The sequence below is a fragment of the Nonomuraea phyllanthi genome, assembly GCF_006334985.2.
In the GTDB taxonomy this organism is placed as follows: Bacteria; Actinomycetota; Actinomycetes; order Streptosporangiales; family Streptosporangiaceae; genus Nonomuraea; species Nonomuraea phyllanthi.
The window spans coordinates 320,895-342,076 of record NZ_VDLX02000008.1 but is presented as its reverse complement, the minus strand read 5'-3'; the positions used below and the strand labels follow the sequence as shown (position 1 = coordinate 342,076).

The 21,182-nt window shown below is 73.7% G+C and carries 17 protein-coding genes and 2 pseudogenes; 16 read left to right on the top strand and 3 right to left on the bottom strand.

Features of this window, described 5'->3' with window-relative positions; genetic code table 11:
• Positions 1-147 precede the first annotated feature (147 nt).
• The 4 genes from FH608_RS23245 (at position 148) to FH608_RS23230 (ending at position 2,915) form a co-directional block, all read left to right on the top strand.
• Positions 148-435 (top strand): hypothetical protein, encoded by a 288-nt coding sequence (locus FH608_RS23245; RefSeq protein WP_139632667.1) that lies wholly within the window; start codon positions 148-150, stop codon positions 433-435.
• Between the two features lie 178 nt (positions 436-613).
• Positions 614-1,783, top strand: coding sequence for a cytochrome P450 (locus tag FH608_RS23240; protein WP_139632666.1), 1,170 nt, complete (start codon positions 614-616; stop codon positions 1,781-1,783).
• An 18-nt stretch (positions 1,784-1,801) separates the two neighbouring features.
• A complete protein-coding gene (locus FH608_RS23235) occupies positions 1,802-2,584 on the top strand; it encodes an HAD family hydrolase (protein WP_139632665.1) in 783 nt (260 codons plus the stop codon).
• 58 nt (positions 2,585-2,642) lie between these two features.
• Positions 2,643-2,915, top strand: coding sequence for a DUF4031 domain-containing protein (locus FH608_RS23230; protein WP_139632664.1), 273 nt, complete (start codon positions 2,643-2,645; stop codon positions 2,913-2,915).
• Here the strand turns inward: FH608_RS23230 and FH608_RS23225 are convergent.
• On the bottom strand, positions 2,862-3,599 hold the full coding sequence (locus tag FH608_RS23225) for an HD domain-containing protein (protein ID WP_139632663.1): 738 nt from the start codon (positions 3,597-3,599) through the stop codon (positions 2,862-2,864). The genes FH608_RS23230 and FH608_RS23225 overlap by 54 nt on opposite strands.
• 92 nt (positions 3,600-3,691) lie before the next feature.
• Between FH608_RS23225 and FH608_RS23220 the strand changes: the two genes are divergently transcribed.
• The 3 genes from FH608_RS23220 to FH608_RS23210 all read left to right on the top strand — a co-directional run bounded on the left by FH608_RS23220 (position 3,692) and on the right by FH608_RS23210 (position 6,775).
• Positions 3,692-4,858 (top strand): alpha-hydroxy acid oxidase, encoded by a 1,167-nt coding sequence (locus FH608_RS23220; protein ID WP_139632662.1) that lies wholly within the window; start codon positions 3,692-3,694, stop codon positions 4,856-4,858.
• A 25-nt stretch (positions 4,859-4,883) separates the two neighbouring features.
• The gene (locus tag FH608_RS23215) at positions 4,884-5,387 is read left to right on the top strand and encodes a hypothetical protein (RefSeq protein ID WP_139632661.1); all 504 of its coding nucleotides are present in this window, start codon (positions 4,884-4,886) and stop codon (positions 5,385-5,387) included.
• 146 nt (positions 5,388-5,533) lie between these two features.
• Positions 5,534-6,775, top strand: a complete 1,242-nt coding sequence (locus FH608_RS23210; RefSeq protein ID WP_139632660.1) for a hypothetical protein — start codon at positions 5,534-5,536, stop codon at positions 6,773-6,775.
• A 16-nt stretch (positions 6,776-6,791) separates the two neighbouring features.
• On the opposite strand, the gene FH608_RS23205 is transcribed toward FH608_RS23210, so the two are convergent.
• A complete protein-coding gene (locus FH608_RS23205) occupies positions 6,792-7,358 on the bottom strand; it encodes an RNA polymerase sigma factor (protein ID WP_139632659.1) in 567 nt (188 codons plus the stop codon).
• Between the two features lie 182 nt (positions 7,359-7,540).
• On the opposite strand from FH608_RS23205, the gene FH608_RS23200 reads away from it, so the two are divergent.
• From FH608_RS23200 to FH608_RS54200, 4 genes are read left to right on the top strand one after another with little or no spacing between them, the layout of a single operon-like run.
• Positions 7,541-8,242: a Crp/Fnr family transcriptional regulator gene (locus FH608_RS23200; protein WP_139632658.1), complete on the top strand. Its 702-nt coding sequence runs from the start codon at positions 7,541-7,543 to the stop codon at positions 8,240-8,242.
• A gap of 23 nt (positions 8,243-8,265) precedes the next feature.
• Complete coding sequence (locus tag FH608_RS23195; protein WP_139632657.1) at positions 8,266-9,543, top strand: oxygenase MpaB family protein; 1,278 nt, start codon at positions 8,266-8,268, stop codon at positions 9,541-9,543.
• The gene (locus tag FH608_RS23190) at positions 9,540-12,776 is read left to right on the top strand and encodes an ATP-binding protein (protein ID WP_139632656.1); all 3,237 of its coding nucleotides are present in this window, start codon (positions 9,540-9,542) and stop codon (positions 12,774-12,776) included. Before FH608_RS23195 ends, FH608_RS23190 begins: the two co-directional genes overlap by 4 nt.
• Complete coding sequence (locus FH608_RS54200) at positions 12,773-15,340, top strand: FtsX-like permease family protein (protein WP_139632655.1); 2,568 nt, start codon at positions 12,773-12,775, stop codon at positions 15,338-15,340. Before FH608_RS23190 ends, FH608_RS54200 begins: the two co-directional genes overlap by 4 nt.
• 59 nt (positions 15,341-15,399) lie before the next feature.
• On the opposite strand, the pseudogene FH608_RS54195 reads toward FH608_RS54200, so the two are convergent.
• Positions 15,400-15,552 (bottom strand): annotated as a pseudogene (locus FH608_RS54195) (sulfotransferase); the annotation flags it as partial.
• A gap of 200 nt (positions 15,553-15,752) precedes the next feature.
• Here FH608_RS54195 and FH608_RS54435 point away from each other — a divergent pair.
• The 5 genes and pseudogenes from FH608_RS54435 to FH608_RS23160 all read left to right on the top strand — a co-directional run.
• Positions 15,753-15,914: pseudogene (locus FH608_RS54435) on the top strand (hypothetical protein); the annotation flags it as partial.
• 38 nt (positions 15,915-15,952) lie between these two features.
• Positions 15,953-17,509, top strand: a complete 1,557-nt coding sequence (locus FH608_RS23175; protein ID WP_226899800.1) for an NAD(P)-binding domain-containing protein — start codon at positions 15,953-15,955, stop codon at positions 17,507-17,509.
• Positions 17,509-18,552: an alpha-hydroxy acid oxidase gene (locus tag FH608_RS23170; protein ID WP_139632654.1), complete on the top strand. Its 1,044-nt coding sequence runs from the start codon at positions 17,509-17,511 to the stop codon at positions 18,550-18,552. Before FH608_RS23175 ends, FH608_RS23170 begins: the two co-directional genes overlap by 1 nt.
• Positions 18,546-19,886 (top strand): cytochrome P450, encoded by a 1,341-nt coding sequence (locus FH608_RS23165; protein WP_139632653.1) that lies wholly within the window; start codon positions 18,546-18,548, stop codon positions 19,884-19,886. Before FH608_RS23170 ends, FH608_RS23165 begins: the two co-directional genes overlap by 7 nt.
• A complete protein-coding gene (locus FH608_RS23160) occupies positions 19,867-21,171 on the top strand; it encodes a cation:proton antiporter (protein WP_139632652.1) in 1,305 nt (434 codons plus the stop codon). Before FH608_RS23165 ends, FH608_RS23160 begins: the two co-directional genes overlap by 20 nt.
• Positions 21,172-21,182 lie beyond the last annotated feature (11 nt).

The following is a 21,182-nucleotide window of genomic DNA, read 5'->3' as shown; positions in this document are numbered from 1 at the left end:
CCCATTTTGCCCTGGTTTCACTGCTGTTCCGCCGTTGCCGCCCACCTCTCCGGAGGCGAGGCGGCGGGTGGCCGGAGGGATAGAGGGCGGTTACGGGGCGTCCGCGTGGCAGGGGGCGGACGCAGAATGGGCCGGGAGGAGGGGAACGTGAGCAGACGATCTCGCAGACGCCGTGCCTTGCCCAGCGGGGCTCTCGCCTGGCCGCCCGGATACGGGCCAGGGGAGCCGCACTGGCCCGGAGAGGGTGAGCTCCCGCCCGACGATCCCCCGGGGACCGGCGAGGGCGGCGTGCGGGAGCCGCGCCGGCCCAAGCCCGCCCCGCCGTCGCTGTCGGCCGAGGCGCTCCCGCCCGAGCCGCCCGTCCACGTCCGCAACCGTCTCGAACCACCGCCCGGCGAGGTGACCGAGCTCCTCGCGACCCGGGGCGGGGCCTGACCCGGCATTCCCGCCGGTACGCGGGGCGTGCGCGCCCGTCCCGCGTACCGGGACCGGGTGGAGAGGTGGCAGCGTAAATTCGTCCTTTCGGAGGGCACCATCCGCCGCTCCGGATGGGACCATCTATGAAGGGATTTATCCCAACATGGTGTGATGTATCCCAGCAGGACGGATATCAATGTCAGACAACGAGTTCCCTCTGGTCCAGTTCATGCGCGACGGGTTCGACCCCGTCGGTGAGCTCGGACGCATCCGGGCCGAGCACCCGGTCTTCCCCATGGAGATCCCCGGCGACCAGACCGTGTACCTGGTCACCCGCTGGGAGGACGTGCGCAGCGTCCTCGGCGATCACGAGCGCTTCAGCAACGACTTCGCCGGCGTGATCGGCCTGGGCTCCAACCAGGAGGACCCGGGCGGCCTGGGGTTCCGTGACCCGCCCGAGCACACGCGGCTGCGCAAGTACCTGACCCCCGAGTTCACCATGCGCCGCCTGCGCCGGCTGGAGCCGCGCATCGAGGCGATGGTCGAGGAGCACCTGGACCGGATCGAGGCCAAGGGCTCCCCGGTGGATCTGGTCGAGGAGTTCGCGCTGCCGATCCCGTCGCTGGTGGTGTGCGAGCTGCTCGGCGTCCCGTACGACGAGCGCGCCGACTTCGTCAAGATCAGCAAGGACCGGTTCGACTTCACGGCGGGCCCCGAGGCCTCGCTGCAGGCGATCAACGACGCCATGACGTACCTGACCGGCCTGGTCGCCCGGGAGCGGGAGAACCCCGGCGACGGACTGCTGGGCCAGCTGCTGCGCGAGCACGGCGACGAGCTCGACGACCGCACCCTCGCCAGCATGGCCGACGGCCTGCTGACCGGCGGGCACGACACCAGCACCAGCATGCTCGCGCTGGGCACCCTGTGGCTGCTGCGCAACCCCGAGCAGGCCGCCAAGGTGCGCGAGGTCGACGGCTACATCAACGACGTCGTGGAGGAGCTGCTGCGCTACATGACGGTCGTGCAGGTGGCCTTCCCCCGCTTCGCCCGCCACGACCTGGAGCTGCACGGCGTGCCGATCAAGAAGGGCGAGATGGTGCTCTGCTCGCTCACCGGCGCCAACCGCGACCCGGCCCTGGGCGAGGACATGGACCAGGTGCTGCCCGGCCGGGAGACGGCCGGCTCCCACATGGCGTTCGGCCACGGCATCCACCGCTGCATCGGCGCGCCGCTGGCGCAGATGGAGATGCGCATCGCCTTCCCGGCCCTGCTGCGCCGCTTCCCGGGGCTGCGGGTCGCGGGCGAGGTGCCGTTCAGGGAGCTCGCCATCGTCTACGGCGTCAAAGAGCTACCCGTCGCCTGGTAGAGCGGTTACGTTCACTGTGTGAACGAGCCTGTCATCGACCTCACCTCGGTCAGCGCCGTCGTGTTCGACACCGACGGCGTGGTCACCGACACCGCTCGGGGGCACGCGGCCGCCTGGAAACACGTCTTCGACGCGTTCCTGCGCGGCCGCCCGTCGGCGCCGTTCGACATCCGCGACGACTACCTGCGGCACGTGGACGGCCGCCCGCGTCTCGACGGCATCCGCACCTTCCTGGGCGCGCGCGGCATCACGCTGCCGGAGGGCTCGCCCGACGACGAGCCGGGCGCGGCCACCGTCCACGGGCTGGGCGCGGCCAAGGACCGCATCTTCATGGCCCAGGTCGACAAGTACGGCGTGGCGGCGTTCCCGTCCACCGTGGCGCTGCTGCACGAGTTGCGCCATCGCGGCGCCCGTACGGCGGCCGTCTCCGCCAGCCTGCACGGCCGCCGGCTGGTCGCCTCGGCGGGGGTGACGCACCTGTTCGACCTGCTGATCGACGGCAACGACGCGGCGCTGATGGACCTGCCGGGCAGACCCGACCCCGCGCTGCTCCTGGAGGCGGCGCGACGGCTGGCGCTGCCCGCCGCCCAGGTGGCGGTCGTGGACTCGGCGCTGGCCGGCATCGAGGCGGCGGGGAAGGGCGGGTTCGGGCTGGTCGTGGGGGTGGCCGGGGACGAGGGCGGGGCGTCCGGCACGCGCGCGGAGAGCGTGGCGGCGGCGGGCGCGGGCATGGTGGTCGCGGACCTGGGCGAGGTCGTGGTGCGCGGCCGCGTCCCCCCGATCCCGCCGGTCGCGTCCTGACGTGGGGGCGGCCGGGTCCGACCGTCTCGTCCTGGCGCCGCGCCCTACCCTTGACGGCGTGACCGTTCTCATCGACCCGCCCGACTGGCCGGGACCGCGCGGCCTGATGTGGTCGCACCTGGTCAGCGACAGCTCGCTGGAGGAGCTGCACGCCTTCGCGGCGCGGCTCGGGGTGCCGCCGCGGGCGTTCGACCGCGACCACTACGACGTGCCGGAGACCGTGCACGCCCGCGCGGTGGAGCTGGGCGCGGAGGCGGTCAGCTCGCGGGAGCTGCTGTTACGCCTGGTCGCCTCGGGCCTGCGCCGCCGTAAGCGCCGCCAGCTCCCCTGACATGTTCGCCCGCGCCGCGCGCTCCCACAGCTCCCGGGCGCGTGCGGTCCTGTAGAGACTCGGTACGGCCAGCAGGCGGCGCAGCACCTCGGCCCGCCCGGCCCGGAAGAGGTCGTCGGGCACGTGGGCGTACTCCTGCCGGATCCTGGCCGCGTACTCGTCATATCCGGGGCGGCCGAGCACGGCCAGGTCGGCGTCGCACACCATGGCGCCGTTGCGGTCGCCGCCGGCCAGCGTGTCGTGGGCGGCGGTCAGACGTACCAGGCGGGCGACCTCGGCGACCCGCGCGACGGGCACCCCACAGCGGGGCAGGCGGGCCTGCGCGAGCTGGGCGCTGCGCTCCTCGTCGCGGCCCGGCAACCCGTCGTAGACGGCGTCGTGGAACCAGGCGGCCAGGCGCACGGCCACGAGGTCGGCTGAGAGGTCGGCCGTGCGGTCGGATGCGAGGCCGGCCGCGTGGCCGGATGCGCGCCCAGATGCGGGGTCGGATGTGCGGTCGGATGTGAGGTCGGCGGCGAGGTGCCCGGGCGGGCCGGCCAGCCGGGAGATCGCGTCGAGCACGGCGGCGAGGTGGTCGAGGGTGTGGTAGCGGCGGTGCGGCTCGGACCAGCGGGCGATCAGCTCCGCCCCCGTGGCCAGGGAGGCAGGCGAATCGCCCGCGAGCGACGTCCATTCGTCGATCACGACGTAACAGTACCTTTGGTAGCGTTCCGGGTATCGAACCCGGACCGCGAGAGCCACGGCGCCTGCCCCGGTGGCGGGAGCTGCGGGCCGTCATGCCCGCCCGGCCCCGGCTGTCGATGGCGCGCCGGGTGGCGGAGGCCGCCGACGTCGCCGATCTGCGGCTGCTCGCCAGGAGGCGCGCCCCGCGCATGGTGTTCGACTACGTGGACGGCGCGGCCGAGGGCGAGCGGTCGATGGCCAGGGCCGTGGAGGCGTTCGAGCGGGTGGAGTTCAGCCCGCGGGTCCTGCGCGACGTCTCCCATGCGCCGACCGAGGTGGAGGTGCTGGGCAGGCGGATCGCGATGCCGGTCGTGCTGGGGCCCACCGGGTTCACCCGGATGATGCACCGCGAGGGCGAGCGGGCGGTGGCGCGGGCCGCCGAGCGGGCGGCGGTGCCGTACGTGCTGTCCACGATGGGCACGACGAGCGCCGCGGGCGTGGCCGCCGCGGCGCCGGGCGGGTGGAACTGGTTCCAGCTGTACGTGGTGCGCGACCGCGCCCGCAGCCTGGACTCGCTGTCGCGGGCGCGCGAGGCGGGCATGGACGTGCTGGTGGTGACCGTGGACGTGCCGGTGGCCGGGGCGCGGTTGCGCGACGTGCGCCACGGGCTGACCGTCCCGCCCTCCCTTCACTGGCGCAGCGTGCTGCAGGCGGTGCGGCATCCGGCGTGGTGGTTCGACTTCCTGACCAGCGAGCCGCTCCGGTTCGCCACGGTCGACGGCGCGCCCGGCGATCTGGCCGGGATCACGAACCTGATGTTCGACCCCTCGGTGACGGTCTCCGACCTGGAGTGGATCCGGTCGGCGTGGCAGGGCCGGCTGCTGGTCAAGGGCGTGCAGCGGGTCGAGGACGCCAAGGAGCTGGCGGCCGTCGGGGTGGACGGCATCGTGGTGTCCAACCACGGCGGCCGGCAGCTCGACCGCTCGGCCACGCCGCTGGAGCTGCTGCCGCACGTGGTGGCCGCCGTGGGCGACCGCGTGGAGGTGTTCCTGGACGGCGGGGTGCGCAGCGGGGCCGACGTGGCGGCGGCGGTCGCGCTCGGGGCGAGGGCGTGCTTCGTGGGCCGCGCCTACCTGTACGGGCTCATGGCCTGCGGCGAGGCGGGCGTGCGGCGGGTGCTCGACCTGCTGCGCGCCGAGCTCGTACGCACGCTCCAGCTGCTGGGCGCCGGCGGGGTCGGCGGGCTCGGCCCCGACCTGGTACGGCTCCGCGACTCCTAGCGAACCACCAGCGAAACGTGCCGACATGGGCGGGTATTTCGCCGCCTCCGTCACCGCTCTGCTCCTTCGCGCGGGAGACGACGGTCTCCCACCGGACGAGGAGATCGGGATGGCCACGGGAGAGTTCCAGGCGATGAGGGTGCCGGCCGAGCAGCTGGCCGGCGTGCTGCACGGCCAGGTGGTGGATCCCGGCGCGCAGCCCACGAACGTCGTGCGGCGCGACGAGGGCTGGACCGTGGATGTGAGCTGGGAGGTCACCGGTGAGCTGGTCGACTGGCTGGCCGGCCGCTGGCGGGTGGAGATCATCGCGGATCTGCTGGGAGGTGGCGAGACGCGGCACCCCTCGCCCCCGATGGAGCTGACCTTGACGCCCGGCTCCGGGCGATATACGGCCTCTGTCCCGATGCGCGGTCAGCTCGCCCCCGGCACCTATGACCTGGTGGTCAACCTCACCACCACGACCGCCGCCGGCACCGCGGGGACCTTGGGCGGATTCGTGGTGATCAGCAAGCTCGTGGTCAAGGACTGAGAGCGCGCGGCGTCCTGCAAGCCCGCCGCAAGTCGCCCGGCCTACGCTCCCGGCGGGCGGTCACCGGGGGAAGGAGGGGCCGCCGGACGTATCTGACGCCGCGGGAGAGGCTCTTGTCTCCTTGGGGCGAACCAACGGGAGACCGAATGTCCGACACTCCGATGACCGCGGACGACGTGCTGCGCATCGCGGCCTACAAGGACCGCAGCGCGGCTCTCGAGGCGATGGTCATCGCCTACAGCTACCACCGGGTCGCCGGGGACCTCGCCCGGCACCTGGGCAGGGACGCCAACAACTGGTACTGCTACGCCACCTGGACCTCCAAGGCCATCGGCGAGAGCCTCGACCTCGGTCCCGACTCGCCGTTCATCATGGACTTCAGGCGCAGGATGCGGGTGCCGTACCGCTTCAGGAGGGTGTTCAGGGCGGTGCTGCTCACGCTGCTCGGCCCCAGCTACCGCCTCGGGCTCTCGCTCGCCAACCGGGCCATCTTCCTGGAGACCGCCAGCCTCGCCGTCAACCTGTGGGACGACACCCCCGACCGCTTCCTGCGGGTGAGCCCGGAGTCGGAGCTGACGCCGCCCCCGCCGGAGTTCCTGACCGACCTGCTGGCGGAGGCCGACGACCGCTACCTGGGCGAGGCCGCGCGGCTCCTGGTGGAGGCGCGGCAGGCGGACGACCCGGCGGACCGGGCGGAGCTCATGTTCGGCGCGTGCGTGGCGCTGTCGGCCTACGAGCAGGCCCGCGCGCAGAAGGCGCTGGAGCTGGTGCTCTACCGGCCGGTGCGGTGGCTGACGCGGGTGTCGTGGCGGTCGCTGCGCTCGCTGGCGACCCGGCGGCGCTTCCCCCGCTTCCGCCTGTACGCCGCCCGGCACGAGGACCAGCCGTGGCTGACGCGCTGGCTGGAGGCCAAGTGGTCCTCGCTCTACACCCGCCACCTGTTCGCCGTGAAGACGCCGCTCAGCGACATCAGGGTGGGCCGGCCGCTCGTGGCGCCGCCGGGCGTGGACCTGGCCACGGCGTGGGCGCCGATCAGGAACGAGAGGGTGCGCAAGCTGGCCGAGGAGTTCGTCCCCGAGGACCGCGAGGCCGCCATGGCCGGGGTGGCGGACTGGGTGTCCTACCCCGACCGGATGCGCTTCATCGTCAGCTACTTCCGCGTCTACCAGCAGGTCGGCGCGCTCTACGACGTGCCCTTCGCCAAGGACGTCGCCGACGGGCTGGCCGAGGAGATGGAGCGCGGGCTGCTGCCGGAGGCGGTCAGTGACATGCTCGGGCGCAGGAGGTACCGGTATCCGGCCGAGTCGGACCCGGACGCGTTCGAGATGGCGCACTTCGACTTCGAGCCGTTCCTGGAGGCGATCCAGCTCGACCCCTCGCAGAAGTGAGCGGGGGAAGCGCGCGTCAGTCCAGGAAGTCGCGGGTGATCTCGCGGGCTTGAAGGAGCCCGCGCAGCCTCGCGAAACAGCGGGCACGGGTGGGCCCGATGCTCCCGACCGGTCTGCCCAGCCTGCGCGCCACGTCCACGTAGTGCGGCTCGGAGGTTTCCGTGAGCGCCCTGAACAGCACCCGCTGCGCCGCCGGCAGCTCCTCGACCAGCTCCGCCAGCGTGCCGGCCAGCCAGATCCTGGCCAGCTCCCTGTCCACGTCGTCCGTGCTGCCCAGCGAGTCGAGGTCGGCCGTGCAGACCTCCCTCGTCCGCCGGGTGAGCTTGAGGCACTCGCGGAAGGCGATCGTGGCCAGCCAGCCCGCCATGCGCCGGCCGTCCTCCACGCTGCCGAGGTTCTGCCAGGCCAGCAGCCAGGTGGTCTGGAGCACGTCCTGGGCGTCCTCGTGGCCGAGCCTGAACCTGCGGATGCGCGCCCTGAGCATGGGGCTGAACTCCTCGACCAGCCGCTCCCACGCCTCGGCGTCGCCGTCCTGGGCGGCCGAGACCAGAGCCGCCGTGTCGGGGCGGGTGTCCACGTGCATGTCGTTCTCCCTGCCGGGCCGGGTACTCGGGGGGTCGCCATCGCCGGCCGGCACCCCCACGGTGCTCCGGGTGCTCGGCGGGGGCTGTCTCGCGCGTGACAGTCCCGATGTGTTCCGCGTCACACCGGGGGGATCGCCCGCCGCCTGCTGCCCGTGCGGGGGTTGCGGCCTAAAGTTCTTGCATGAGCGGGTTCCCCCACGATGTCCGGCCGGTCGCCTCCGTGCTGGCGGACAGCCCGCTGTTCCGCGTGCTCGGGGAGCGCGGCATCGAGAGCGCGGCGCGGGCCGGGCTGTCGAGGCGTTACCGGGCCGGGCAGGTCATCATCCACCAGGGCGACCCGGGCGAGTCCCTGTACGTCGTGCTGGACGGCCTGGTGAAGGTGGTGTTCACGACCGAGCACGGCGACGAGATCGTGCTCAACATGCTGCGCCGCGGCGACGCCTTCGGCGAGATGGCGCTGCTGGACGGCTCGCCGCGCTCGGCCTCGGTCATGACGGTGCGGCCCGCCTGGGTGTTCGCGCTGCCCAGGCCGCGGCTGCTGGAGCTCATGCGGGAGCACCCCGGGCTGGCCGACGAGTTCCTGCGCCTGCTCGGCCACATGGTGCGCCGGCTCACCGACCAGGCCGCCGACCTGGCCTTCCTCGATCTCGGCGGGCGGCTGTCGAAGCTGCTGCTGCAACTGGCCGAGCGGCACGGCCGCCCCGGCGAGGTGGTGGACCTGCCCGGGCTGACCCAGTCCGACCTCGCCGCGCTGGTGGGCGCGTCGCGGCCCGCGGTCAACCGGGCGCTGCAGTCACTCGTGGCGGCGAACCTCATCGCCGTCGAAGGGCGTGTGATCACGCTGCTGGACGTCGCCGCCCTGCGGAAACGGGGCGGCCTCTGAACGAATTCTGGAGTACGGGGTAGATGAGCGATCAGGAACGCTGGCCGGCCGAGAGGTTCCGGCAGCTGAGACAGCAGGCCGACCCGGACATCGACAAGGTGGTGACCGCCTATCTGGAGGGCCAGCCGCCGGGGCGCGGGCCGCTGGAGCTGGTGAAGGCGGTGGTCCAGGAGCTGGCGGTGGCCAAGCGGGAGTCCAGGGCGCCGTCGGGAGAGCCGCCCGCGTCGGAGATCTTCGACGCCATCGACTTCGCGGCCGACCTGCCCGAGTGGGGCGACGACCGCGAGCTGCTGGCCAAGGGCCAGGCCGTGTTCGCCGACTACGGGCTCTACCAGGCGGCGGCGCTGTTCTGCAAGTGCCTGCCGATGGCGTACGTGGAGGTGTCCAGCGCCAAGGTGCTGGCCGGCGTCTCCCAGCTGGCCACGCACGGCCTGACCCGCCGGGTGGCCGAGACGGGGCAGATGCTGGTCGACGTGATGGGGCTCAAGGCCACCAACAGCCTGGAGCCCGGCCGTCCCGGTCACACCACGGCGATCGGGCTGCGGATCCTGCACGCGTTCGTGCGCGCGCTGGTGAACGAGCGCTACGCCGACCACTGGGACACCGGGCGGTACGGCCCGCCGGTCAACCAGGAGCTCCTGCTGGCGACGATCTTCGACTTCTCCGTGGTGACGTGGGAGGCTCTGGAGAGCATGGGTGTGACGCTGTCGGAGGACCAGCGCGCGGCCCACCTCTACACGTGGAGCGTGTTCGGCCACCTCATGGGTGTGGAGGCCTGCCGCGACGCGCCTCTCACGCTCGACGACGTCGACCCGGTCAGCCGGCGCCTGGGCCGCCTCTACGAGTCCAGTGACGAGGGCCGCCTGCTGATGGCCAGGCTCCTGTCGGAGATGGAGGACTTCATGCACCTGGGCTGGCGCAAGCTGCCGCGCAGCCTGGTGCACTGGATCTTCCGCGACGCCGCGTACGGCGCCGACCGGGTGCCCGAGCTGCTGGGCGTGCCCAAGCCGGCCTGGTGGTGCACGGCCCTGTTCACCGTGGTGCGCGCCGCGAACCGGCACGCCAGGCTCGCGGGCCCGGCCGACGGGGTGGTGCGCTGGCTGGGGCGCAAGGTGGGGCGGCAGATCGTCGTCTCCCTGATCGACCGCCACTCCGGCGGGCAGGCCGCGTTCCGGATCCCCGAGGAGCTGGCGAGCGCGTGGCGGATCAGGCAGTCGCGCCCGGCGTTCAAGGCCCGCGCGATCCGCCGCGCCGTCCGCGGCACGCTACGGGCGCCCGTGAGGGGGAGGCCGCGCACGTGACGACTCCCCGCGCCCCCGGCACGCTCACCACGGCGACGATCCTGTTCACCGACGTGGTCAGCTCGACCGCCCTGCGGGTCAGGCTCGGCGAGGAACGCGCCAACGACGTCTTCCGCCGCCTCTACCAGTTGCTGCGCTCGGTGGCGACGGCCCAGGGCGCCACGTTCACCAAGAGCCTGGGCGACGGGCTGATGGCGGTGTTCGACTCGGCCACGGCCGGGCTCGACGCGGTCATCGCGATGCAGCAGGCGGTGGCCGACGAGAACGAGCGGGCCATGGAGAAGATCTCCGTCAGGGCCGCGCTCGGCGCCGGCGACGTGTGCTGGGGCCACGACGACGTGAGCGGGCTGCCGACCGTCGAGGCGGCCCGCCTGGTCGCCGTCGCCGAGGGCGGCCAGGTGCTCTGCACCGACCTGGTGCGGCGGCTGGCGCAGGGGCGCGGCAGGCACGAGTTCAAGGACCTGGGGCGGCTGCCGGGCAAGGGGCTGCGCGAGCCGATGCACACGTACGAGCTGCACTGGCAGAGCGCCGAGCACCACGAGGTGGCCGGGCTGGCTCCCTGGCTGGACGACGGCCACGTGCTGCCGTTCGTCGGAAGGGAGGAGCAGGTGCGGGCGCTCGACGGGGAGCTGGCGGCGGCCGAGTTCGGCAGCGGGCTGGTGATCCTGCAGGGCGAGCCGGGGGTCGGCAAGACCCGGCTGGCGTCGGAGGTGGCCAGGCGGGCGCTCAAGCGGCAGTTCACGGTGCTGGCGGGGCGGTGCACGGACCCGGCGCGGCAGGCGTACGAACCGATCGCCGGGGCGGTGGAGCGGCTGGCCCGCACCTCGCCCGCGCTGCTGCTGCGGGCCGGGGTCGACCAGCGGTGCGGCCAGCTCGTCCGGCTCGCGCCCGCGCTGGCCGCTCCCCCGCTGTCGCTGGCGGTGCCGCCGGCCACCGAGCCCGTCTCCGAGCGCTACCACCTGATGGCCGCGGCCCGCACGCTGCTGGAGCGGCTGGCGACCGTACGCCCGGTGCTGCTGGTGATCGACGACCTGCAGTGGGCGACGCTGGAGTCGCTGCGCATGCTGAACGCCCTCCTGTGGGACGCCGAGGCCCTGCCGCTGCTGGTGCTGGCCACCTCGCGGCCCCTGCCGGTCGAGTCGGCCATGCCGGAGCTGCACCAGCTGACCGCCGACGCCCGCACGATCCAGGTCCCGGCCTTCGGGCCCGACGAGGTCTCCCGCGCGCTGGCGCAGGTGCGCGGCGGCGGCGACTCCGAGCAGCTGCACCGCGTCACCGGCGGCAACGCGTTCCTCATCAGCGAGGTCGTCAGGGAGCTGGGCGCGGGCAAGGACCTCGAGACGCTGGCCGTGCCCGACTCGGTGACGCGGATGGTGGTGGCGCGGCTGGCACGGCTGCACCCCGACGCCCGGGACCTGATGAACCTGCTGGCCGTCGGCGAGCGCATGGAGCCGGCCGAGCTGCGGGCCGGGCTGGGCCTCGACGAGGCGCGGTTCGTGGCCGCGGTGGAGGAGGCCATGGGCGCGGGCCTGGTGACCGTGGCCGACGGCGGGCCCTGCCAGTTCTCCCACGAGCTGACCAGGAACGCCCTCTACGCCACGCTGTCGGCCCCGCGTGCCGGGCTGCTGCACGGGCGGGTGGCCGACGCGCTGTGCGAGGTCGATCCGCATGCCGTGGAGACCCGCCCGTACGTCGTGGCCGCCCACCTCCTGGCCGCCGCCGAGCACGGCCGCGACCCGGCCCGCGTCGCCGCCGCGACCGAGGCGGGCGTGCGCGCGGCGCAGCACGCGCTGGCCGGGCTGGCGCACCGCGAGGCGGTCACCTGGTACCAGCGGGTGCTCGACCTGCTGCCGTCCTTCCCCGGGGGCACGCCGGAACGGCGCGCGGAGCTGCTGGTGGAGTGCGGCAGGGCGATGTGGCTGGCCGGCGACCCCGGCGCCCGGCAGACGCTGGCGCTGGCCGCCGACGCGGCCAGGGAGTGCGGGCGCGACGACCTGATCGTCCTGGCGGCCCTCGGCGGCGACCGGGGCTTCTCCACCATCTCGGCGGCGCCCGACGAGCAGCGCATCGCGCTGCTGACCGAGGCGCGCAGGCTGGTCGACTCCACCGATCTGAGCACCAGGGCGCTGCTGGCGGCCCAGCTGGCCTCCGAGTTGATCTGGGCGCCCGACGGGGAGCGCCGGTTCGCGCTGAGCGACGAGGCGGTGGCGCTGGCGCGAAAGTCGGGCGACCCGCGCACGCTCGCCGGCGTTCTGGGGCTGCGCAGCCTGACCATCATCCCGGCCGACCCGCCGCACCAGCGCCACCGCGACGGCGACGAGATGCTGGAGGCCGCCCGGCGCACGGGCGACGACCTGGCGCTGTTCCACGCGTACGTGCAGCGCACTCCCCCGGTCCTCGACGACGGCGACGTGGCCAGGGCCGCGACCCTGCTCGGCCAGGCCGACGAGCTGGCGCGCCGGCTGGCCCAGCCGCACCTCAACTGGCTGATCGGCTACTCCAGGGCCGGGCTGACCCTCATGCAGGGCGACCTGGCGCAGGCCGAGGCGGAGGCGGTCGCGGCCATGCGGCTCGGGTCGGAGATCGGCCGCCGGCTGGAGGCCGTGGCCATCTTCTCCGAGCAGATCTCCGAGATCCGGCGGCTGCAGGGCCGGCTGTGGGAGCTGCGCGACCGGCTGCGCCGCGCCGCCCAGGCGCCGCGCCTCGACCCGGTGCACGCGGTGCTGCGCTACCTGTGCGAGATGGCCGACGAGCAGGCCGCTCCCCTGCTGGAGCGCATCCTCGCCTACGGGGGCGCGGCGCCGCCCCGCAACATGGCGCACCGGCCCGCCCTCGACAACCTCGCCGTGGCCGCCGCCCGGCTCGGGAGGGCGGAGCTGGCGGAGCAGCTGTACGACGCGCTGGCCTCCGGCGGGGAGACCTTCGGCCACGGCACGGTGGCCCACCACTGCGGGCACCACTACCTGGCGCACCTGTGCGTGGCGATGGGCTCGCCACGGCGGGCCGCCGAGCACTTCGAGGCGGCGGCCGAGGTGCACGAGCGGCGCGGGGTGCCGCTCATGCTGGCGGAGTCGCTGCTGGACTGGGCCGACCTGCTGGAGGACGGCTCGGCGGGCGGGCCGAAACCGGCGGACCTTCGCCAGTGGTGTGCCTCTCTCCTCCCCGGGCGCGGCGCCCTGCTGCTGGAGCGGCGGCTGCGCGGGCAGGAGCCGGGCCTTCGGGAGGAACGGTGAGGATCTGGCGGCTCGCCCGGGAGCACCTGGGCACGGTGGCCGTGCTGTCCGTGCTGGCGTTGAGCGCCTGCGCGCTGGTGGCGGGCCTGCCCAGGGCCATGCAGGCGTCGTACGACGAGGCACTGCGCCGCGCCCTGACCGCGGCCCCCGCCGTGCTGGCCGACCTGACCGTGACCGCGGAGTCCCGCTCGCGCGAGGACGACCTGCGCGAACGCGCCCAGTTCGGCTCCCGCGACCGCCTCTGGCACGAAATCGTGCCCGCGCGGCTGCGCCCGCTGGTGGCCTCCGGCGGCCACATGAGCGCCAAGACCTACCGCACGCCGATCACCGGCACGAGCGGCCAGGCGTACATCAATCTGGGCTGGCTCTCCGACGCCGGCCGGCGCGTGGACTGGGTCAGGGGGCGGGCGCCCGGCGCGCCCGCGACCATGCGCTACGAGGGCCGCACGATCCCCGTGTTCGAGGTCGGGATCGTCGAGGAGGCCCTGGCCGAGATGGGTCTGCGGCTCGGCCAGACGAAGATCGTCGGCGAGAGCGACTACGCCGCCGTGCGGATCGCCGGCGTCTTCCGCGCCAAGGACCCCGCCGACCGCTCCTGGGGACACAACGCCGACATCCTGCACGTCCAGCGGCTGGAGCCGCTCCAGAAGCACATCACCGCGCTGATCCCCGACGCCGGGCTGAGCGTGCTCAGCGGCGAGGGCCGCAACCTGACCTACCGCTGGGTCCTGCCCGTGAACGCGCGGGCGGCCCGCGCGGCGGCCGTGCCCGATCTCCAGGCGGCGGTCGCCGACTTCGACCGTGCGGTGGCGCTGCGCTCCACCGGCGCGCCCGGCCCCTACCACGTGCAGACCGGGCTGCCCAAGCTGCTCGGCGACTTCCAGGCCGAGCTGTCCACCGCGCGGACCGTGATGTCCCTGGTGCTGGCCGGGCTCCTCGCCGTCGCGCTCGGCGTGATCGTGCTGGCCGTGGGGCTCCTGGCGGGCCGGCTGGACCACACGCTGACGCTGGCGCGGGCGCGCGGCGGCTCGCTCCGGCAGGTGGCGGGCACGGCGGCGGCGCTGACCGGGCTGGCCGTGGCGCCCGGCGCGGCGATGGGGTACGCGCTGTCGTACCTGGTGCCCGGGCCCGTGCCGCCGATCGTGCACGCCGGGCCGGCGATCGTGGTGCTGGTGTCCGTCGGCTTCGCCGCCGTGCGCCTGGCTATCGCGCACCGCCTGCCGCTGCGCGAGCGGCGCGACGACGTGGCCGCCGCCCGGCCCTCCGCCCGGCGGATCACGCTGGAGGCGCTGGTCGTGGTGCTCGCGCTGGCCGCGACGTACCTGCTGCGCGCCCGCGGGCTGGGCGCCTCCACCGGGCCGGACCCGTTCCTGCTGGCGGTGCCGGTGGCCTTGACCGCCGCGGTGGCCGTGATCACGCTGCGCTGCTGCGCGTACCCGCTGCGGCTGCTCGCCCGGCTGGCCGCGCGCGGCCGGGCCGCGGTGCCGTTCCTGGGGCTGACCAGGGCGGCCAGGGCGCGCTCCGGCAGCGTGCTGCCCGTGCTGGTGCTGCTGCCCGCGCTCGGCGTGTCGGTGTTCGCGGCAGTGGTCTCCGACGGGATCTCCGGCACCCAGTGGCTGGCGTCCTGGCAGCAGGTCGGCGCGCCGATCAAGGTGACCTCCGACATCGAGATCCCGGCCGCCGAGATCGAGCGGGTGCGCGCCCTGCCCGGGGTGGAGCAGGTCGTGCCCGCGCAGACCGGCGAGGTGCAGGTCGGGTACGGCGGCGAGTGGGCCGGCGCCATCGCCGTGGACGTGAACCGGTGGCGGCGGGTCCTCGCCGACGCCCCGGTCGGCCTGCCCGCCCTGTCCGGCGGGGCGCTCGTCTCTCCCGAGCTGCGGGGGCGGGGCACGTTCGAGATCGGCTGGCAGTCGCGGCTGACCCTGGCCACGCGGGGCGTGATCGCGTCGGTGCCCGGCTTCTACACCGAGGGCAAGTTCCTGGTCGTGCCGATCGGCGTGCAGCTGCGGCCCGCCGTGAACACGCTGCTGATCAAGGGCGACGCCTCGCCCGCCGAGCTGGCGCGGCTCGTCCCGTCGGCCACCGTGACGTCCCAGGAGGCGGCGCTGGCGGCCATCCGTGACGATCCGCTGACGAGCGCGGTGCGCTGGGCGCTGGTGGTGGTGACGGCCGCGCTGGCCGCGTACGCGCTGGCCGCCGTCGTCCTGTCGCTGGTCGCCGGGGCGGCCGAGCGGGCCAGGGCGGTGTCGTTCCTGCGCACCCTGGGGCTGTCGGAGCGGCAGGCGCGCCGGCTGACCGTGCTGGAGATCCTGCCCCTGATCCTCGTCACCGGCCTGGTCGGGCTCGGGCTCGGCCTGCTGCTGCCGGTCGCGCTCGGGCCCGCCGTCGACCTGTCGCCGTACGCCGGTGACCTGCCGGTCGGCGACTACCCGCTCGACCTGTTCCTGCCGAGCGCGCTGGCGGCCGGGCTGGCCGGCGTCGCCGTGCTCGGCGCGTACGCCCACACCCTCGTCAGCCGCCGCCGCGGCCTCGGCGCCGTCCTCCGCGTGGGAGACCTCGCCTGACTGATCCCAGCTTGAGTGATCGCAGCCTGGGTGATCGTGCGCCTGGCCGCGCAGAGCGGCTCCCAGCCCTGCCCCACCTCGAACACCAGCAGCCGCTCCGCCGGGATCGCCGCCTTCACCTCGGCCACGTGCCGCTCGAAGACGCCGAGCACGTGCGCCCGGTCGCCGATGCGGCCGTCGAAGACGCGGTCCATGACGGTCGCCCAGGCCATGCGCGGGTAGAGCACGAAGTCGGGGGAACGGCGGGCCACCAGCCGGCGGATCATCCGGCGGCGCGGCGACGGCCGGCGCGCCGCCAGGGCGCTGCGGAGTAACGATCGCGTGCCCGTGCGCCTGAAACCGGCGCCGATCATCGGACGAGGACACGGGCGAGGCCGGGCACGCGTTCGTCGTCCCGGCCGCCGGCCGTACCCCGGACCGCGCCGCCCTGACCGCGCTCGTACGCGACGAGCTGGGCGCGGACAGCGTGCCCCGGACGATCACGATTGTCCCGGCCGTCCCGCTCGCCACCAGCGGAAAGCCCGACGAACGCGCCCTCTCTGAGCAAATTCTGAGAATTGCCCGCCAACACTGAGTTGTCCGTTCAACCACATCGCTGTGACGGAGGCGTCAGTGCCGGACACGACCCTGGACCACCTGGTGATCGGCGCGGGCCCGGCGGGCCTGCAACTGGGCCACTTCCTGCAGGAGCAGGGACGCGACTACCTGATCCTGGAGGCGGGTCCCGCCCCCGGCCAGTTCTTCCGCACCTACCCGCGCCATCGCACGCTCATCTCGATCAACAAGCGGCACACCGGGTGGGACGACCCCGAGTTGAACCTCAGGATGGACTGGAACTCGCTGCTGTCGGACGACCCCGGGCTGCTGTTCACCCGCTACAGCGACCGGTACTGGCCGCACGCCGACGACCTGGTGCGCTACCTGGCCGACTTCGCCCGGGTGCGCGGGCTGCGCGTCGCCTACGACTCGCGCGTGGTCCGCGTGGAGCGCCCGGGCGATTTCCTGGTGACGGACCAGGCCGGCCGTACGTACCAGGCGAAGCAGGTCGTCGTCGCCACCGGCCTCACCCAGCAGAACATCCCGCCCATCCCCGGCATCGAGACGGCCGAGACGTACGGCACCGCCTCCGTGGACCCCGCCGACTACACGAACCAGCGGGTGCTCATCCTCGGCAAGGCCAACTCGGCCTTCGAGACGGCCGACAACCTGATCGAGACCGCCGCCGTCATCCACGTCGCGGGCCCCCACTCGGTGCGGCTGGCCTGGCGCACCCACTTCGTCGGCCACCTGCGCGCGTTCAACAACAACTTCCTCGACACCTACCAGCTCAAGCTCCAGAACGCGATCCTCGACGGCGACGTCAAGCGCATCGAGCGCAGGCCGGACGGCACCTACCTGGTGACGGTGTCCTTCGCCCGGGTGAACGAGGTCACCAAGGACATCCCGTACGACCACGTGATCGTCTGCACCGGCTTCCGCTTCGACCCCTCCATCTTCGGCGACGACTGCCGCCCCGAACTCGCGATCAACGACAGGTTCCCGGCGCTCACCCCCGCCTACGAGTCCGTCAACGTGCCGGGGCTCTACTTCGCCGGCACGATCACGCAGTCGCGCGACTTCAAGCAGGGCACCACCGGCTTCATCCACGGCTTCCGGTACGCCGTGCGCGCCCTGCACCGCGTCCTGGAGCAGCGCCACCACGGCGTGCCCTGGCCCGCCAGGGAACTGCCCGCCGACCCGGCGGCGCTCGCGGCGGCCGTCATCGAGCGGGTCAACCGCACCTCCGCGCTGTGGCAGCAGTTCGGCGTGCTGGCCGACGTCATCGTGGTCGACGGCGGTTCCGCCCGCTACCTGGAGGAGGTGCCGCACGACCTGCAGGGACCGCCCGTCGGCGACCGCGGCCACTTCACGATCACCCTGGAGTACGGCCCGCGGCACGACCAGATCGACCCCTTCGACATCGAGGTGGGCCGCATCAGCCAGAGCGACGCGGCCCGCGCCCACGAGGGCCACTACCTGCACCCCGTGGTCCGCCACCACGTGCCCGGCCACGAACCGGTCGTCCACCACATCACCGAGAACCTGGAGAACGAGTGGAACTCCCCTGAGATCCACGTTGAGCCGCTGTGCGCCTTCTTCGCCCGCCGCACCGCGCACGTGCCGGCCTGATGGAGCGGTGGACCCTGCGCGAGTTCGAGGCCGCGGCCCGCGAGCGCCTCGATCCCGCCCACTACGACTACTTCGCCGGCGGGGCGGGTGACGAGATCACCGTGCGGGCGAACGAGGCCGCGTTCGCGCGGCTCGGCCTGCTGCCCCGGGTGCTGCGCGGCGCGGCCAAGCTCCAGACCGGCGTGACCCTGCTCGGCAGCCGCGCCGCCATGCCGGTGCTGGTGGCGCCGACCGCGTTCCATCGGCTCGCCGACCCGGAGGGCGAGCGCGCCACGGCCCGCGCGGCCGCGGCCGCCGAGACGATCATGATCGTGAGCATGGCGTCCACGGTCGCCGTCGGGGACGTGGCCGCCGCCGCGCCCGGCGCCGAGCTCTGGTTCCAGCTGTACCTGCAACCGGACGAATCCTTCACCGAGACCGTCGTGCGCCGCGCCGAGGCGGCCGGGTGCCGGGCGCTGGTCGTCACCGCCGACTCGCCCGTGCACGGCCGGCGCGAGCGGGACCTGCGCAACGGCTTCCTCGACCTGCCCGAGCATCTGTGCTGCGAGAACATGAGGGACGGGGACCGGGTGCGGCCGATCGTCATGTCGCCCGAGCTGTCGTGGCGCCACCTCGACCGGCTGCGCGAGATGACCTCCCTGCCGATCGTCGTCAAGGGCGTCGCCCATCCGGAGGACGCCCGGATCGCGCTCGACCACGGCATCTCGGCGATCATGGTGTCCAACCACGGCGGACGGCAGCTCGACACCGTGCCCGCCGCCGTCGACCTGCTGCCGGACATCGTCGCCGCCGTCGGCGGAGCCGTACCGGTGCTGCTGGACGGCGGCGTCCGGCGCGGCACCGACGTGCTCAAGGCGCTCGCGCTGGGCGCCGCCGCCGTGGCCGTCGGACGCCCGGTGATCTGGGGGCTCGCGGCGGGCGGCGAGCGCGGGGTGGCCAGCGTGCTCGCCCTGCTGCGCGCCGAGGTCGAGCAGGCGCTCACCCTGTGCGGCTGCGCCTGCCTCGCCGACCTCGACGCGGGGATGGTGCGCCGGCCATGCTGATCGCCGCCCTCGCGCTGGCACTCGCCGCCCTCGCCGGCCTGCCGTGGTGGCTGCCGGGACGGATCGTGGCGCTGCGCGTGCGCCTGTTCAACCGCATCAACGGCGACGAGGGCATCCCCGTGCCCGGCGACCTCGTGGGCGTCGACCGCTTCAGGGAGGTCTACTCCCACCCGGCCGCCGGCGGGCGGAGCCGGGGCGCCGCGCTGTCCGACCTGTTCTGGTACTGGCTGTCGCCCGGCCCCGAGATGCACCAGGAGCACCTGGAGGCGGGCGAGCGCTACGACGCCGTGGCCAGGACCACGCGGCGGCTGCTCGCCGTGCCGCGGGTGCGGGCCGAGGAACTGACGCGCCGCTGCGCCGCCCGCGCGCTGACGGGCCTGCGGGGGCCGGTGCGGCTGCGCGACGTGATGATGCCGCTGTGGGCGGAGTTCGCGTACGAGCTGGTCTTCGCCGAGCCGTGCCCGCGCGAGGCCCGCGACCTGATCACCGGCAACGCCGACGACGTGGTCTCCTCGCTCAAGTGCACCGGCCTGCGCCACATGAAGCGCCGCCTGCGCCTGACCCGCTACCTGCTCGGCCGCCTGTCACAGGTGCGCGTCCCGCTGCCCGACGGGCTGACACCCCTGGAGCAGGCGTACTACCTGCAGGGAGCCTTCTTCAACACCGCCGTCGTCCAGCTGTCGGAGGCCATGGCCCACCTGCTCATGGTCCTCGCCCGGCATCCCGCCGCGCAGCAGGAGGCGCGTACGGGTGACGACCGCCACCTCGACCACGTGATCGACGAGACGTTGCGGCTCTACCCCCTCTTCGGCATCGCCCACCGCATCACCACCGCCGGCATCCCGCTCGGCGAGCACGACACCATCCCCGCCGGGTCGGTGCTCTGCTTCGACTACCCCGCCTTCCACCGGGCCGGATTCGACGACCCCGACCGCTTCGACCCCTCCCGCTTCGACGGGCCGTCCCGGGAGCTCAACCACATCCCGTTCGGCGTCGCCGCCAACCGCCCCTGCCCCGCCTGGCGCCTCGCCCCCATCGCCATGCGGACCGCGGCGCGCGAGGTTCTGCGCCGCTACGTCCTGGACACCTCGGCCACCCACACCCGCTCCCTGCCCAACCGGGGACCGTGCCTGCTCACCCCGGTGGGCGAGCCGCGCCGGGTGCGGGCCGCGCTCGCCCTCATGCGGGTCCGCGACCGCTGGGAGGACGTCTGGCGCAGCCTCGTCCAGCTGGTCCTCGGCACGTACATGGTGTGGGACGCCCGCCGCCGCCGGCTCTGCCACCGCCACTTCCACGACCTTGCGGAGAACCGAGATGCCCGTCGCGTCCCCTGATCCGAACCTCGGCATCGTGCTCGAGGTCATGCCCGCCCTCGTCGTCATCCTCATCACGGCCGCGCTCTGCGGCCGGCTGGCACAGCTGGTGATGCAGCCCCGCGTGCTCGGCGAGATGGTCGCCGGCGTGCTGCTCGGCCCGACGCTGTTCGGCCAGCTCTTCCCCGAGGCGCAGGCCGCCCTGTTCCCCCAGGAGGTCAGGCCGGTCCTGTACGTGCTCAGCACCATCGGACTGACGCTCTACATGTTCCTGGTCGGGGCCGGCCTCGACCACGGCTCCGGCACCCCCGGCGAGATCCGCAGGGCCTCCGCGCTGGCCGTCTCCGGCATCCTCCCGTCGCTGCTGCTCGGCTTCGGCACCGGCCTCCTCCTGTACGACCTGCTCTCCCGCCCCGACGTCGGCCCGCTCCAGTTCGGGCTGTTCCTCGGCGGCGCGCTGTCGCTGACCGCCTTCCCCATGCTGGCCAGGATCCTGTACGAGCGCGGCCTGGAGCACTCGCCCCTCGGCCGCCTCACCCTCCTGGCCGCCTCCTTCGACGACGCGCTGGCCTGGTGCCTGCTCGCCGTCCTGTCCGCCATGCACCTAGGCAGCGGCCCCGCGGGCGCCCTGCCCACCCTCGCGCTGACCGCCGTGTTCGCCGTCGTGATGCTCAAGGTCGTCGCGCCGCTGCTGCGGCCCCTGGGCAGGAGCGTGGCCGCCACCGGCCGGCTCGGCCCCACCGGCATGTACGTCGTCATCCTCGTCCCGCTCGCGGCCGGCTGGCTGACGGACTGGATCGGCGTCTACTCCGTCTTCGGCGGCTTCTTCGCCGGCCTGGCCATGCCCCGCAACGCCGCCTTCCGCCAGGCGCTGCACGGACGCATGATGGAGATCGTCTCGACGCTGCTGCTGCCGACGTTCTTCACCTTCTCCGGCCTCAACACCCACCTCGGCGGCATCGCGGGCGGCGCCCTGCTGGCCGCGTTCGGGCTGATCCTGCTCGCCGGGTTCTGCGGCAAGTACTTCGGGTGCGCGCTGGCCATGCGCTGGATGGGCTTCGGGCGGCGCGAGTCGTACGCGGTGGGCGCCCTCATGAACTCCCGCGGCCTGATGATCCTCATCTTCATCAACATCGGCCTGGCCCAAGGCATGATCACCGACGAGCTGTTCGCCATGCTCGTGCTCGTGGCCGTCATCACCACGGCCGCCGCCCTGCCCCTCTACAAGATCGCCCTGCCGGGACGCCTGGAAAATTTCACCAAAGTGGCCGAACCGGGCGAGCTGGTCAAGACCAATCCGCAGTGATCCCGCAGGCA

Bases quoted from the DNA above. Each gene is read 5' to 3' on its own strand.
- FH608_RS23240 (WP_139632666.1), top strand. From the start codon at position 614: ATGTCAGACAACGAGTTCCCTCTGGTCCAGTTCATGCGCGACGGGTTC.
- FH608_RS23220 (WP_139632662.1), top strand. From the start codon at position 3,692: ATGCCCGCCCGGCCCCGGCTGTCGATGGCGCGCCGGGTGGCGGAGGCC.
- FH608_RS23215 (WP_139632661.1), top strand. From the start codon at position 4,884: ATGGGCGGGTATTTCGCCGCCTCCGTCACCGCTCTGCTCCTTCGCGCG.
- FH608_RS23210 (WP_139632660.1), top strand. From the start codon at position 5,534: ATGTCCGACACTCCGATGACCGCGGACGACGTGCTGCGCATCGCGGCC.
- FH608_RS23205 (WP_139632659.1), bottom strand. From the start codon at position 7,358: ATGCACGTGGACACCCGCCCCGACACGGCGGCTCTGGTCTCGGCCGCC.
- FH608_RS23200 (WP_139632658.1), top strand. From the start codon at position 7,541: ATGAGCGGGTTCCCCCACGATGTCCGGCCGGTCGCCTCCGTGCTGGCG.
- FH608_RS23195 (WP_139632657.1), top strand. From the start codon at position 8,266: ATGAGCGATCAGGAACGCTGGCCGGCCGAGAGGTTCCGGCAGCTGAGA.
- FH608_RS23170 (WP_139632654.1), top strand. From the start codon at position 17,509: ATGGAGCGGTGGACCCTGCGCGAGTTCGAGGCCGCGGCCCGCGAGCGC.
- FH608_RS23165 (WP_139632653.1), top strand. From the start codon at position 18,546: ATGCTGATCGCCGCCCTCGCGCTGGCACTCGCCGCCCTCGCCGGCCTG.
- FH608_RS23160 (WP_139632652.1), top strand. From the start codon at position 19,867: ATGCCCGTCGCGTCCCCTGATCCGAACCTCGGCATCGTGCTCGAGGTC.